The organism is Reichenbachiella sp. (assembly GCF_039969095.1).
Taxonomy (GTDB): Bacteria; Bacteroidota; Bacteroidia; order Cytophagales; family Cyclobacteriaceae; genus Reichenbachiella.
In genome coordinates this window covers 224,161-237,747 of the sequence record NZ_JBDVOL010000013.1, presented here as the reverse complement: position 1 = coordinate 237,747, position 13,587 = coordinate 224,161, and the positions used below count along the sequence as shown (strand labels likewise).

Below are 13,587 nucleotides of genomic sequence, written 5' to 3'. Positions count from 1 at the left end.
CCAAATATTGTGGAAATACCATTCGGTCACGTAGAAAATAATAAACTCTTTCGGTCAGCTTTTGGACAAGTGGAGGCACTGGAGTTAAAAGAAATCAAAGAGGATGAACTAACGGCAGCAGTCGCTTATTTCACTACTAAATACAACAAGCTTAAAACTAAGCTGGACGATATTGAAAAGAAAATCAATACTGAAAGTAACAAGGGCTCATTTCTTTCAAGTCTACAGAATATTGCAGATTCTATTCCTTCACATGATGGATTGGGTGACTATCAGGTTCTATTGGATCGGATTATTCCTTTGGAGTCATTATTGGAGGATTATATACAAAAAAATAGAGCTAAAAACACAGATATTAAGCAGGCTTTACTTTTGGAGCTAGATGCCATATTAGCAAATAATGATCAGGAAGAGGCTTTTGAGCAAATCAAAGATTTGAAGTCTAGGTGGTTGAAAACGGGGAGTGCTGATCAATCAGTAAGAGCTGAGTTGGAAGAAAAGTTTAAATCTGGTGTCGACGGTTTCTTTGAAAAAAGAAACGCTTTCACCGAAGACAAAAAGATGCTAGTAAAAGCACGGCTGGATGAGTATCAATCCATCATAGTTGAGATCAAGTCTTTCATTGAAAATAAGGATTTTCAAAAAAGCCTTGATCGCGTGAAAGAGCTTCAGAAACAATGGAAGGAAGTGGGAAGAATTCCTGAAAAGGACTTCAAAGCCATTAACGATAATTATTGGAAGGTTACCCAAGACTACTTTGATAAGCAAAAGAAGCGAAAAATATCAGATCGAAAGCTTAAAGCCAAAGACGGAAAAGAAAGCCTGAAAAATAAAAAAGAGATTCTTGAGGAATTGAAAGCGGCAGTTCAAAATGCTTTTGGAGGTGATGTTAAGGCATTTGACACTTTAAAAACTAAATGGAAGAATAGTGGGCACGTTTCTAAAAAGTCTCATCCTGAAGTGCACGAATCTTTTATGCAACTTTCTAGAGAGTGGCAAGAAAGGCAGTTTATTTGGAGCTTAGCACAGAAAAAGAACAAAGGATTTGCCAAAAAAGATGAAAAGAGTCAATTCAAGGATTTACTGAAAGTCATCCGTGATTTGCTTTACCGAGATGAAACAGAGCTAAAGTCCTTCAATGAAAATATGGGTAATATGCACATCAACAAAGGTTCTTTTGTAGATATGCTAAATGACAAGCTCAAAACCCAACAAGACAAAGTCTCCCTCAAAAAGAATCTCTTGAAAGAATGTCAAGAGAAAATAAAACAACTCTAAGGGTAGATGCGTTAGGAGATCAAAAAATATCTGAATCATTTTGATATCAGTTGTATTTTTTTTTGATACCAATTATATTAAGTAAAATAAATCCTGAGATAAATGGGTCAATAGTTTGATTATTGATTGAAAAATTTATTTTTGCACGATTATATAAAACACCAGAATTAAAGCAAGTAAATTATGTATTGGACACTAGAATTAGCATCATATTTGGAGGACGCCCCTTGGCCGGCTTCAAAAGATGAATTGATTGATTATTCTATTCGATCTGGCGCTCCTTTGGAAGTGGTTGAAAACTTGCAGGAGTTGGAGGACGATGGGCATCCATTTGAAACAATCGAAGAAATATGGCCGGATTATCCTACCAAAGAAGACTTCTTCTTTAATGAAGACGAGTATTAGTCTCTTGCTGCCAAACTTTTAATAAGAAATTGAGCCTGGCTTTCTATGAAAGGTCAGGCATTTTATTTTCTCCTTTTCAGTATCGAAGTGGCAATCATCAGGTCTTCTGGTGTCGTAATTTTTAAATTGTCATAGCTGCCTTCTACCAAATGTATTGGCTCGCCATGAGCCTCCAGCACACTAGCGTCATCTGTAAAAGCGTTGGATTCGCTATTTTTGAAAGCATTTTTTATGAGATCAACCTTAAATGTCTGCGGGGTTTGGATGCTATAAAACTGGTTTCGATCGACAGCTTTATTTTGTCCACCTACCTTTTGTCTGATTGAGTCTTTCATTTGAACAGCCGCTATTCCATTGCCCGTTTTTCGCGCTTGAACCACGGTGCGTTGGATTACTTCGCTAGAGATGAGCGGCCTTGCCCCATCGTGAATGGCCACGATGCCATCTTCATTAATTACACTCAGCCCGTTTTTCACAGAATCAAACCTTGTGGATCCTCCTGTAGTGATTTGATGAGTCGTTTTATAATTGTGTTGTTTTACCAAACCTTGCCAGGTTTTTAGATGGTCTTCTGGCAAGACTAGTATAAGGTGCATGGTTAAGCCAGAATTATAGAAGGCATCTAAAGTGTGCATCAGAATAGGTCTGCCTTCTAATTCAATAAATTGTTTTGGTTGGGCGGTCTGCATTCTGCTCCCAGATCCGCCAGCCACTATCACCACATAGTTTTTCATTGTGACAATATTAGGTGATTCTATAAAACAAAAAAACTCTGAAGTAGTCTCCAGAGTTTTTCATATTGTTTTTTTAATCTTATTAGATGATCAACATGGCATCGCCATAACTGAAGAACCTATATTTTTCTTTGATAGCTACCTGATAAGCTTCCATGATCAAATCAAATCCACCGAATGCTGCTGCATTCATCAGAAGCGTTGATTCTGGTAAGTGGAAGTTGGTGACCAAAGATTTTACAATTTTAAAATCATAAGGAGGAAAAATAAATTTATCTGTCCAGCCTTCGTTAGCTTTCAGGCGGTCATTGGCATTTACCGAAGATTCTAATGCACGAAGGACTGTTGTACCAATCGCACATACTTTTTTCTTTTCGTCAAGCACCTTATTGACCAATTGGGCTGTTTCTTCTGATACTATATAGTTTTCAGAATCCATTTTGTGCTTGGTCAAATCCTCTACGTCTACTGGTCTGAATGTGCCCAACCCTAAGTGCAGTGTAACTGCTTCAGTATCTACACCTTTAAGCTCAAGTCTTTTGAGCATTTGTCTGGTAAAGTGAATACCAGCAGTTGGGGCAGCTACAGCGCCCACATTTTCGGCATAGATGGTTTGAAATCTTTCTCTATCTTCAGGTTCAGTTTTTCTTGCTATTTCTTTTGGAAGAGGAGTCTCACCCAATTCGTCAATTGACTTGTAGAATTCTTCATCCGTACCGTCAAAAAGGAATCTGATAGTTCTTCCTCTTGAAGTCGTGTTGTCAATCACTTCAGCAACTAAGTCTCCTTCACCGAAGTACAACTTGTTTCCAACTCTAATTTTTCTCGCAGGATCTACCAGTACATCCCAAAGATGAAGTTCTTTGTTGAGTTCTCTAAGTAAGAAAACTTCGATCTTAGCTCCAGTTTTTTCTTTGTTTCCATATAATCTAGCTGGAAATACTTTAGTGTCATTTAGAATGACACTATCACCTTCGTCTAAGTAACTGATTAAATCCTTGAATACTTTATGCTCGATCTCTCCAGTATCCTTGTGTACGACCATTAAACGAGATTCATCTCTATTTTCAGTAGGATAAAGCGCTAATAATCCTGGTGGGAGGTCAAATTTGAATTCTGATAATTTCATCTGTTTGTATTTTATTTAATCAGTACACGAAACAGGCCGATACGAATAATTATTCTCGTGGCAAGCTTCATATAAATCTGTTTTTTTGGAATGGATTCTGAATTGAATACGTGGCTGAAAAAGGAAGTTTAAAATATTCAATTGCATTCATGTAATAAAAGTAACGATTGTACGACCAATACGTCAAAATAAGAGGGCAAAATTAGTAAATTGTTCCGATAAATATTGCTTGTAAATAAATTTATTATACGATGCTCATCATTCGTTTGATTTGGGAAAGTTTTCGATTTGCCTTCAATGCTTTGAGGATGAACATGATCCGTACTGTTTTGTCTTTTTTAGGCGTTACCATAGGGATTTTTGCCATTATTTCAGTTTTCACTTTAGTGGACTCTTTGCAGAGAAATATTAATAACAGTTTGAACTTTTTGGGAGCAGATAATGTGATTTTAGAAAAATGGCCTTATCAGTTTGGAGGTAAGTTCTATCCTTGGTGGAAGTATTATCAAAGACCAAATACAGATTATGAGGAGTTTAAATATTTGCAAGCCAATTTAGTCAACCATGATGGTGTTGCTATTTATGCTTATAAATCAAATATAACGGCCAAGCAAGGAAGTAATAGTAGCGCTGGACTGAACATGATAGGGGTTTCCTACGGTTATAAGGATATTAATGATTTGCAATTGGCTTCGGGAAGGTATTTCAGTATTCAGGAAACCGAAAATGCAAGCAACGTAGCGTTGATAGGTCAACGATCCGCAACAGAATTGTTCCCATTTCAATCTCCACTTGGACAAATACTGAAAGTGCAAGGCACAAAATTCATGGTAATTGGAGTGATTGAGGAGGAAGGGGAGGCTTTGCTGAATACTCCCAGTAATGATGACAATATTTTGATTCCTTATAAAACGCTCAGTAAGTTTTATTTGGTAAGTAAGTATAAGGGCATAGGTTCTTCCATCAACATCAAAGGCATGGATGACGATCCTGGGCAAGAACGATTAGAAGGCGAGTTGACTGGGTTGATGAGAAAGAAACGTGGACTAAGGCCCAAAGAAGAAAATAATTTTGCCTTAAACCGACCAGAGGCTTTTGCTACCTTTCTCAGTCAAGTATTTGACATTTTAAATTTGGCAGGATGGATTATTGGAAGCTTTTCGATTTTAGTGGGTGGCTTTGGTATAGCCAATATCATGTTTGTGTCTGTTCGTGAGCGAACCAATATTATAGGGATTCAAAAATCTCTGGGTGCAAAGAACAATTTCATTTTGTTTCAATTTCTGTTCGAGTCCGTTTTTTTAAGCTCGATTGGAGGTGGTTTTGGTATTTTACTGGTTTACTTTCTTACATTCATGGACTTGGGTTCGCTAGAGCTTGTTATGAGTTTGAATAACGTACTAATTGGTTTCTGTGTGTCTGTAATAATAGGTATCATATCTGGAATGGTGCCTGCAGGATTAGCCGCTCGAATGGATCCGGTTGTTGCCATAAGGTCATAAAAAAAGGACTCATTTTGAGTCCTTAAAATTTTCCAGGATTTTATGAAATCTTTAGTTTTAAATAGCTGATTTCAAATTATTAATTTTTCCCGTAAGTTTTTCTTAATTTTCTGCTGCTACACTATCTACAGCTTCAGTAGCTAGAGAGTCAACAGCCTCCATTGCTTCTTCAGCCATGTCAGTTGCTTCTTCAGCCACTTCTTCAACAGCTTCAGTTGCTTCTTCCATTGGAGCTTCTTCAGTGCTTTCAGATGACCCTTTTGAGCCACATCCTACTACAAATAAAAAACTCATTGCCGCAGCAATCAAACTAAGGTTTCTTAAAAACTTCATAAATACGAATTGGTTTAGTGAAACTTGAAGCTAGAACGATAATTTCACTTTACCAAGAAAAATTGTTAATGTTTGTTAACGGTTTTACTTAACTATCAGGTAGTCAAATAATTACGGTTTAATCATTGAATTGACTCATAGTTCTTGAAATACCTATGGTGCAAAAAGAAAGAATCATTTCGCAGGCTTTATCCATGGAAAAAGGCAGGTTTTTTAATTGTTCTTTTGTGAACTGGCTTAGTACGTAGTCCACTTGCTGGCCTTTGTGGAAATCATTTCCAATTCCAAACTTGAGACGTGCATAGTTGTTTCCTCCAGTTTGTTCATCAATATTTTTCAAACCATTATGTCCAGCATTATTGCCTTTGGCTCGCATGCGCAAATGATCTTGTGGCAGCGCTATGTCATCTGTGATGACCAGCAAATTCTCTTTACTTATTTTAAGGTCTTGCATCCAGAAATTGACTGCCTTACCACTCAAGTTCATGTAAGTGGTGGGCTTAATGAGGTGAATGGTTCTTCCTTTGTATTTGAATTCACATTTGTTGGCGAGCTTGGTGTGCTCGAATTTGGCACCCTGGGCTTCTGCCAATCGGTCGAGAACTAAAAAGCCAATATTGTGACGAGTGAGTTCATACTCGGGGCCGATATTGCCTAGGCCTGCAATGAGATATTTCATTCGATTTTTTTTAAAAGAAAATTAATACTTAAAAGTCAAAAAAAAATCCCACTCAAGGAGCAGGATTTTTAAAATCGTTTTGTGAATGCTTATTCAGCTGCAGGGGCTTCTTCTCCTTCAGCTCCTTCTTCAGCTCCTTCAACGCCTTCTTCTTCGCCCTCCTCATCAGCAGATTTGCCTCTCAATGCTCTAGGTACTTCAACAACAGCGATTGACGCTTGTGGCGTATCTAGAATTTCGAAGTTATCTGTGATAACGTCACTTACTTTGATTGCTTTACCAAAATCAAGCGCAGTGATATCTAGATCGATATGCTCTGGCATGTTTTTAGGCAATGCTTTGATAGTTAGTAATCTTCTTTTGTGAATCAATGTACCACCGTTAGATACACCTTTAGATACACCTGTCAAGTGAACTGGAATATCCATTTTGATAGTTTTTCCAGCAAACCACTGTAAGAAGTCTACGTGTAAGATCATTTCACTTACTGGGTGAAATTGAATGTCTTGCATAATACATCCATACTCAGTTCCTTCTACATTCACATTTACAAAGTGAGCTTCAGAAGTATAAACCAATTCTCTGAAAAGAATGGCTGGTGCTGAAAAGTGAATTTGCTCTTCGCCACCGTAAATTACACATGGTACTTGACCCTCGGCACGAAGATTTTTCGCTTCAGTTTTGCCGAGATTCGCTCTTTTATACCCTACAATCTCTATAGTTTTCATACTATTATATATATGTTATTGAATAAATAATGAACTAATTGATTCGTGGTCATGGATTTTTCTGATTGCTTTTGCAAAAAGCTCTGCCATGCTAGCCACTTTTATTTTCGAAGATTGACCTTCGTTGATTTTGATACTGTCAGTTACGACCAACTCTTCCAATTCAGAGCTGTCTACATTCTCATAAGCCTTGCCTGATAGAATCGGGTGCGTACAAAATGCTCGTACAGAAATGGCGCCTTTTTCTTTCAATAAATTGGCCGCTTTGGTTAACGTGCCAGCAGTATCTATAATGTCATCAACAAGGATGACATTTTTTCCTTCTACATCACCAATGACCTGCATAGATGCAATTTCATTGGCTCTTTTTCTATGTTTATCACAAACGACCATGTCTGCCTCGAAGAACTTGGCAAATTCTCTTACTCGTTTTGTGCTTCCTACGTCAGGAGCAGCAAAAATTAAATTGTCAAGCTTCAATTCCTTGATATAAGGCACAAATATCGAAGCACTTACTAAGTGATCTACTGGAATATCAAAAAATCCTTGAATTTGGTCTGCGTGTAAGTCACAAGTCATCAAACGATCCGCGCCAGCTGCCTGCAATACATTGGCCATGAGTTTGGCTGCGATTGAAACTCTAGGCTTGTCCTTTCTGTCCTGACGAGCATAGCCATAATAAGGAACCACACAAGTCACCGACTTAGCACTCGCTCTTTTGGCAGCATCGATCATGAGCAAAAGCTCTATAAAATTGTCTGAAGGTCCAGTAGTTTGAATGATGAAAACATCACATCCGCGAACAGTTTCGTTATAACTAAATGAAAGTTCACCATCGCTGAATTTTTTGGAAGTAGAGTTACCAAGTGGTTTACCGTAACTATTAGCGATTTTGGTGGCTAATTCTTTGGAACCGTTTCCGGCGAAGATTTTAACTGCAGACATGTCTCGTGCGTTAGTGAAATAAAAGAAGCTATCTCAAGTGAGACAGCTTCTTTTTTGTTGGCCTACTAGGGCTCGAACCTAGACTCTTCTGGACCAAAACCAGACGTGTTGCCAGTTACACCATAGGCCAATCTTATACCCCCTCTTATTTTGGGAACACAAAAGTAGAAATTTGCTTGAATAAAGCCAAGGGTTGGCAATAAAAAAGGTGAATATTTTTACTCTTTTTTTAGTTATGCCCCTCAACCCATTTTTTGGCGTTGATAAACGCCTGAATCCAAGGGGTAATTTCGTTTGATGATTCTGTATAGTGTGCCCAATTCCAAGGAAATAAAGAACGCTCCAAATGTGGCATCATAGCTAAGTGCCTACCATCTTTGGAATAAACTCCAGCTACATTATAATCAGAACCATTAGGATTGCCCGGATAAGCTTCGTTAGCATATTTCATACATACGGTATAGTCACTTTCAGTTTGTGGCAATACAAACTTACCTTCTCCATGCGCTACCCAAACGCCTAGTCGTGTGTCAGATAGATTTCCGAGCATGATGGAATCATTTTGAGAAATGGTAACATCAAGGAATATCGATTCAAATTTCCCTGAAGCATTGTGTTCCATCTTAGGATGATTCTCGATTTCAGGGAATACCAAACCAAGTTCCATCATCAATTGACAGCCATTGCATACGCCTAAACTTAATGTATCTGGTCTGGCATAGAAATCCTTCAGTGTCGCATTGGCTTTCTCGTTGTATAAGAAGGCGCCTGCCCAGCCTTTGGCAGAACCCAAAACATCTGAGTTGGAGAATCCGCCAACAAATACGATCATATTCACGTCTGTCAAATCTTCTCTTCCAGAAATCAGATCTGTCATGTGCACATCTTTCACGTCAAAACCTGCTAGGTGCAATGCGTATGCCATTTCCCTATCGCCATTGACTCCTTTCTCTCTAATAATTGCCGCTTTGGTTCCAGACTTTTCTTTTCTTGATTGGTTGATACCAAGGTCTTTTAGCTGACCAGTCCACTCTTTAGGAAACTGGTACTGAAGAGCTTGCTTTTTATAGCTTTCAAATCTAGACTTGGCATTAGTAGCTTCTGTTTGATGCTGCTCAAGCAAGTAAGAAGTTTTGAACCAAGTGTCTCTTAAACTATTAATATCAAGAGATATACTTTGTTCTTTAGTTTTTACACTGAATTTTCTGTCTAAGTTGATTTGACCTATCGATTTAAAATCTATTCCTTCTAGTGCATTTAATGAAGTATCATTCTTCACTTGAATAACAAGTGCTGGGCTCTCGCTAAATGCAATTTGCGAAAGGTTTGAGTCTAACATACTTAAATCAATTCCTGCTCCACTCTGAGTAGTGGGGAAATGCATCTCCAGCAGAGTAGTGATTAAGCCTCCGGCAGAAATATCGTGTCCCGCCAGTACATTTCCTTCTTTGATTAGCTGTTGTACTGCTGCAAATGCCTTTTTGAAATAGTCTGCTTCAGGTGAAGAGGCAGGGTTAGTTCCTACTGCATTTTTAATCTGACCAAAACTAGAGCCGTCTAGTGCAAATGATCCATCAGAAAGTGGTATATAAATAAGCGTAGAGTCAGACACCGGCTTGACGTCTGGCGTTACGGTCTGACGAATATCCGAAACTTCAGCTACAGTGGAGATAATTACAGTGCCTGGTGAGTCAACTGTTTTGCCATCATTGTATTTCTGTGTCATGGACAAAGAATCCTTTCCAGTAGGGATATTAATACCCAAAGAGATCGCATATTTACTCACTGCTTCCACAGCCTCATATAATCTGGCTCTTTCTCCATCGGTTTTTGTCGGCCACATCCAATTGGCACTTAAAGAAACCCCATTCAATCCATGAGTTAATGGTGCCCATATGAGATTAGTCAATGCCTTAGTAATCGCTAGCTGTGAACCTTTGGCAGGATTAGCAATAGCAGCTACTGGTGCATGACCAATAGAAGTAGCGATCCCTTTGTTGTTTACAAAGTCTAAAGCCATCACAGCCACATTGTTTAGCGGCAATTGAATTTCTCCACAAGTCTGTTGTTTGGCAACCCGACCAGTTACTGACCGGTCTACTTTGTTTGTTAGCCAGTCTTTACAAGCTACGGCTTCAAGCTGCAGCACTTGCTTCAAGTCTTCTGTAAAATCCGCATCATTAGAAGAAGTGGATTGATAGGGTTTATTAAGTTTTTTGTCCTTCAGGATGGTTTTTGGTGCTGAGCCAAACATGTCTGAAAGTCCCCAGTCCATGGCAGCCTTGTCACTGTCCTTGTGCTTCATGGTAAATTTCATATCGCCAGTCGCTTCTCCTGCTACAAATAATGGAGCACGTTCACGGTCTGCTATTTCTTTCAATCCAGCGATGTCTTTTTCAGCGATGGCTAATCCCATTCTTTCTTGAGATTCGTTACCTATGATTTCTTTATTGGATAGGGTAGGATCCCCCACTGGCAATTGATCAATATCGATTTGCCCACCAATATCTTCGATCAATTCAGACAGACAGTTCAAGTGGCCACCTGCACCATGATCATGCACTGAAACAATTGGATTTTTATCACTTTCTGCCAATGCTCTGAGTGCATTAGCCACTCTCTTCTGCATTTCAGGATTGGATCGTTGGATGGCGTTCAGTTCGATGGCGTTTGAATGCTCTCCAGTAGATACTGAAGATACAGCACCACCACCCATACCGATGCGGTAGTTGTCGCCGCCCATTACAACGATTTTGTCCCCTTTGGTCAATGGTTTTTTCTGAGCATGTTCCAGTTTCCCGTATCCTACACCACCTGCCATCATAATGACTTTGTCGAAACCTTGTGTGTCTCCATTCTCTTCATGTTCGAAGGTGAGTACACTTCCACAGATGAGTGGCATTCCAAATTTGTTTCCAAAATCACTCGCACCATTAGATGCCTTGATTAAGATGTCTAACGGTGTTTGGTAGAGCCAATCTCTAGCTTTAATGTTTTCTTCCCACTTTTTCCCTTTTTCCAACCTTGGATAAGAGGTCATATAAACAGCAGTTCCAGCCAATGGAATACTGCCTTGCCCACCAGCCATACGATCCCTGATTTCACCTCCTGATCCAGTGGCGGCACCATTGAAAGGTTCAACGGTGGTTGGGAAGTTGTGTGTTTCTGCTTTGAGCGAAATCACCGAATCAATGTCTTTAGTTTCGAAGTAGTCTGCTTGATTCTGTGTTTTTGGTGCAAACTGCTCTATTTTCGGACCTTTAATGAATGCCACATTGTCTTTGTAAGCTGACTCGATTTGTCCAGGATGTTCTTGAGAGGTCTTCTTTATGAGTTTAAAAAGTGATTCTGGCTTTTCTTCACCATCGATGATAAACTGACCATTAAATATCTTGTGGCGACAGTGCTCCGAATTCACTTGGGAAAATCCAAATACTTCGCTGTCCGTCAGTGGACGACCTAGTTTTTTAGCTACACCTTCTAAATAAACGACTTCTTCTTCACTCAAAGCCAGTCCTTCACTCTGGTTATAACTTCTAATGTCGTTAATATCTTGAATGGGTTCAGGTTGGTTGTTTATTGTAAATGTCTCTTCACCAAGTACATCATATTTTTGATTTAGCATTGCATCAAAAGCACCTTCTGTGTAGAATTCTTCGATTCTCTCAATGCCTTCTATGCCCATGTTTTGAGTGATCTCAACCGCATTCGTACTCCATGGAGTAATCATTTCTTGTCGTGGCCCTATAAATGAGCCAGATAGAGATTTTTCGGACAAGACTTCCGCATTTCCAAAAAGCCATTGCAGCTTTTCTATTTCTGTAGCGTTGAGGTCGGATTTTGATTGAAGAAGGTAGTAGGTCGTAGTGTTTTTCTTGAATATAAAGATCATCGAAGAAGGACTGTTTATCAGCCGCAAAAGTAAGATGAAATTGGGAAGTACTTATAACCTATTGCTCAATATTTAGTTTAAAATGTAAATGAATAATTTGGTTTAGGAGAGTTTGAATGTAATGGGAAGTATCATACGAACATTTACAGGTCGACCTCTTAACATTCCTGGTTTCCAATTGGGTGAATTTTTTATCACTTCAATTGCTACTGCATCACAATCAGCGGACAAACCTTTCAATATTTTTGTATTCACGACTTGACCCTGTTTATTGATTCCGAATTGTACAAATACGATGCCTTGAGTGTCATTTTTTCTAGCAGACTTAGGGTATTTTAGGTTTTTGCTAATGTATTTATAAAATCCGGCTAGCCCTTTTGCTGGCTCAGGTTGGATGCTGAGTTGATTATATGTGATTTGAGTTCCATCCTCCAAAAAAGACATTCCATCAATTAAATATCCATTTTCATAGGATTCACGATAGAGTACTCGTCCTTCTGTGGAAAAACCTTCCCAATTACCATTTTTAAATCCATCGACAACAAGACCAGTGTCTTTCAGTTTTAGGTTTGAATAATAAGATCTAAAAATACCTTGTCCGTCTTTTACCATTGTATTCCCTAAAGAATCCCAACTATTCTCTATTCTTATGTTGATAGTATCTTTCGTCAAAGTATTTGTATGGTTTATAATTCGAAAGCTAATTTCTTCCTGCTTCTGTCCATTTGGGAAATAGGAACTTAAGTCCAATACAAATCGGCCTTCTGATATTTTATAAATGGACATTAGACTGCTGTCAGGATAAAATTCGTAAACCAACCCAATGCTATTTCCTTGTTTATCAGAATTCTTAGTAAGTTTTAAATGGTTGTTAGAGATATAATATTCCCTTTCAATGATTTGGGCATCATTGGATTCAATTATCTTATAGTAAAACGCATTTTCTACGGGACATTCCTCATCGTTTTCATTGAAATAGTATTTTTGATTTTCTTGTGCGGTGACAGTGAAATAAGTTACAAGATAAATAGCTAATAAAAGGATGTTTTTCATTTTGATTCTTGTAAAAGGAATTTTTTAATTGTTGGTAATGATAGATCAATTAACTCATGATGCGGACTTTCAATGATGGAAATTGAAGCTGAGTTAAGTCTATCAAAAAAAGATTGATGTTTTTCAGGTATGATGATTCTGTCGTACTTGCCAAAAATGAGATGTGTTTTGAATTTGGCTTGATTGATCAAATGTACTAAGTCAGTTTGTTTAAGTCTTAAGTGTTTTAATGTGATCCAACATTTCAGCACGCGAAGCCTTTGTTCTTCATCCTTCAATTGACTTTTTGAGAATTTAATGGTCCAAGGGTTCATCAATCTGGTTTTTTCAATGATATTCAGAAAAATAAAAAAGGGCTGTGGGTTATTCATAAAAAACCGAAACATCTGCTGGGGGCCTAAGGGAAAAGTTGCGAACTCAAATGATCTTCTTTTTACTATTCCATCTGGAGCCATGAAAATGCAGTGATCAATACGATCACTAAAGGAATTAATTGTACTGGTCACATATCGTCCTCCCATGCTATATCCTAGTATAGAAAATCTGTCGATATTCAATTCATTCAAAAATCCATTCAATATCTTCTTCCATTCTTTATGCGTCATGTATTTGGCACCTTTGACTCGGTCGCTTCTACCATGAAAGAATAAATTGACACTTATCACTTGGTAATTTTCAATTTCAAACGAGAAGTTTTCAAATACTAGATAGTCCTGACCAAAACCATGAAAACAAATCAGTGATTTTTTACCATGACCATAAATCATGTATTCTAATTGTATGTTAGGTGAAAAGATGTAGAGTTGGGGTGAATTGTTCATTGCGGACAAAAAAATACGAGAAAAATTCGAACAAATATTCGTTTCGTTCGTAGAAACTTCGGAAACTTTTGGTAATAATAAAGTTTCC

The 13,587-nt window shown here is 38.2% G+C and carries 12 protein-coding genes and 1 tRNA gene; 3 read left to right on the top strand and 10 right to left on the bottom strand.

All coding sequences use genetic code 11. The features are described from left to right. Positions 1-9: 9 nt before the first annotated feature. The gene (locus ABJH98_RS13530) at positions 10-1,278 is read left to right on the top strand and encodes a DUF349 domain-containing protein (protein WP_348308226.1); all 1,269 of its coding nucleotides are present in this window, start codon (positions 10-12) and stop codon (positions 1,276-1,278) included. 183 nt (positions 1,279-1,461) lie between these two features. Beyond that, positions 1,462-1,683 (top strand): DUF2795 domain-containing protein, encoded by a 222-nt coding sequence (locus tag ABJH98_RS13525; RefSeq protein WP_084371582.1) that lies wholly within the window; start codon positions 1,462-1,464, stop codon positions 1,681-1,683. Positions 1,684-1,745: 62 nt separating this feature from the next. On the opposite strand, the gene ABJH98_RS13520 is transcribed toward ABJH98_RS13525, so the two are convergent. Beyond that, a complete protein-coding gene (locus tag ABJH98_RS13520; RefSeq protein ID WP_348308225.1) occupies positions 1,746-2,417 on the bottom strand; it encodes a 2-C-methyl-D-erythritol 4-phosphate cytidylyltransferase in 672 nt (223 codons plus the stop codon). 82 nt (positions 2,418-2,499) lie between these two features. Continuing rightward, a complete protein-coding gene (gene queA, locus ABJH98_RS13515) occupies positions 2,500-3,546 on the bottom strand; it encodes a tRNA preQ1(34) S-adenosylmethionine ribosyltransferase-isomerase QueA (protein ID WP_348308224.1) in 1,047 nt (348 codons plus the stop codon). A gap of 251 nt (positions 3,547-3,797) precedes the next feature. Between queA and ABJH98_RS13510 the strand changes: the two genes are divergently transcribed. Further along, the gene (locus tag ABJH98_RS13510) at positions 3,798-5,048 is read left to right on the top strand and encodes an ABC transporter permease (protein WP_348308223.1); all 1,251 of its coding nucleotides are present in this window, start codon (positions 3,798-3,800) and stop codon (positions 5,046-5,048) included. Between the two features lie 102 nt (positions 5,049-5,150). Here the strand turns inward: ABJH98_RS13510 and ABJH98_RS13505 are convergent, their stop codons facing one another. The 8 genes from ABJH98_RS13505 to ABJH98_RS13470 all read right to left on the bottom strand — a co-directional run bounded on the left by ABJH98_RS13505 (position 5,151) and on the right by ABJH98_RS13470 (position 13,499). Beyond that, positions 5,151-5,381 carry a hypothetical protein gene (locus ABJH98_RS13505; protein WP_348308222.1) on the bottom strand — a complete coding sequence of 77 codons (231 nt, stop codon included), beginning with the start codon at positions 5,379-5,381 and terminating at the stop codon, positions 5,151-5,153. A 118-nt stretch (positions 5,382-5,499) separates the two neighbouring features. Next, a complete protein-coding gene (gene pth / locus ABJH98_RS13500; RefSeq protein WP_348308221.1) occupies positions 5,500-6,060 on the bottom strand; it encodes an aminoacyl-tRNA hydrolase in 561 nt (186 codons plus the stop codon). 89 nt (positions 6,061-6,149) lie between these two features. Beyond that, positions 6,150-6,788, bottom strand: a complete 639-nt coding sequence (locus tag ABJH98_RS13495; protein WP_348308220.1) for a 50S ribosomal protein L25/general stress protein Ctc — start codon at positions 6,786-6,788, stop codon at positions 6,150-6,152. Between the two features lie 15 nt (positions 6,789-6,803). Further along, a complete protein-coding gene (locus ABJH98_RS13490) occupies positions 6,804-7,733 on the bottom strand; it encodes a ribose-phosphate pyrophosphokinase (protein WP_348308219.1) in 930 nt (309 codons plus the stop codon). A 57-nt stretch (positions 7,734-7,790) separates the two neighbouring features. Then, positions 7,791-7,863, bottom strand: a tRNA-Gln gene (locus ABJH98_RS13485). Positions 7,864-7,962: 99 nt separating this feature from the next. Beyond that, positions 7,963-11,625: a phosphoribosylformylglycinamidine synthase gene (gene purL, locus ABJH98_RS13480; RefSeq protein WP_348308218.1), complete on the bottom strand. Its 3,663-nt coding sequence runs from the start codon at positions 11,623-11,625 to the stop codon at positions 7,963-7,965. A 102-nt stretch (positions 11,626-11,727) separates the two neighbouring features. Then, positions 11,728-12,678 (bottom strand): TonB family protein, encoded by a 951-nt coding sequence (locus ABJH98_RS13475; RefSeq protein ID WP_348308217.1) that lies wholly within the window; start codon positions 12,676-12,678, stop codon positions 11,728-11,730. Beyond that, positions 12,675-13,499: an alpha/beta hydrolase gene (locus tag ABJH98_RS13470; protein WP_348308216.1), complete on the bottom strand. Its 825-nt coding sequence runs from the start codon at positions 13,497-13,499 to the stop codon at positions 12,675-12,677. The genes ABJH98_RS13475 and ABJH98_RS13470 overlap by 4 nt, the downstream gene beginning before the upstream one ends. Between the last annotated feature and the right edge of the window lie 88 nt (positions 13,500-13,587).

Coding starts and splice junctions, on each gene's coding strand:
- pth (WP_348308221.1), bottom strand. CDS start 6,060: ATGAAATATCTCATTGCAGGCCTAGGCAATATCGGCCCCGAGTATGAA.
- ABJH98_RS13495 (WP_348308220.1), bottom strand. CDS start 6,788: ATGAAAACTATAGAGATTGTAGGGTATAAAAGAGCGAATCTCGGCAAA.
- ABJH98_RS13510 (WP_348308223.1), top strand. CDS start 3,798: ATGCTCATCATTCGTTTGATTTGGGAAAGTTTTCGATTTGCCTTCAAT.
- ABJH98_RS13525 (WP_084371582.1), top strand. CDS start 1,462: ATGTATTGGACACTAGAATTAGCATCATATTTGGAGGACGCCCCTTGG.
- ABJH98_RS13520 (WP_348308225.1), bottom strand. CDS start 2,417: ATGAAAAACTATGTGGTGATAGTGGCTGGCGGATCTGGGAGCAGAATG.
- ABJH98_RS13490 (WP_348308219.1), bottom strand. CDS start 7,733: ATGTCTGCAGTTAAAATCTTCGCCGGAAACGGTTCCAAAGAATTAGCC.
- ABJH98_RS13470 (WP_348308216.1), bottom strand. CDS start 13,499: ATGAACAATTCACCCCAACTCTACATCTTTTCACCTAACATACAATTA.
- queA (WP_348308224.1), bottom strand. CDS start 3,546: ATGAAATTATCAGAATTCAAATTTGACCTCCCACCAGGATTATTAGCG.
- ABJH98_RS13475 (WP_348308217.1), bottom strand. CDS start 12,678: ATGAAAAACATCCTTTTATTAGCTATTTATCTTGTAACTTATTTCACT.
- ABJH98_RS13505 (WP_348308222.1), bottom strand. CDS start 5,381: ATGAAGTTTTTAAGAAACCTTAGTTTGATTGCTGCGGCAATGAGTTTT.
- purL (WP_348308218.1), bottom strand. CDS start 11,625: ATGATCTTTATATTCAAGAAAAACACTACGACCTACTACCTTCTTCAA.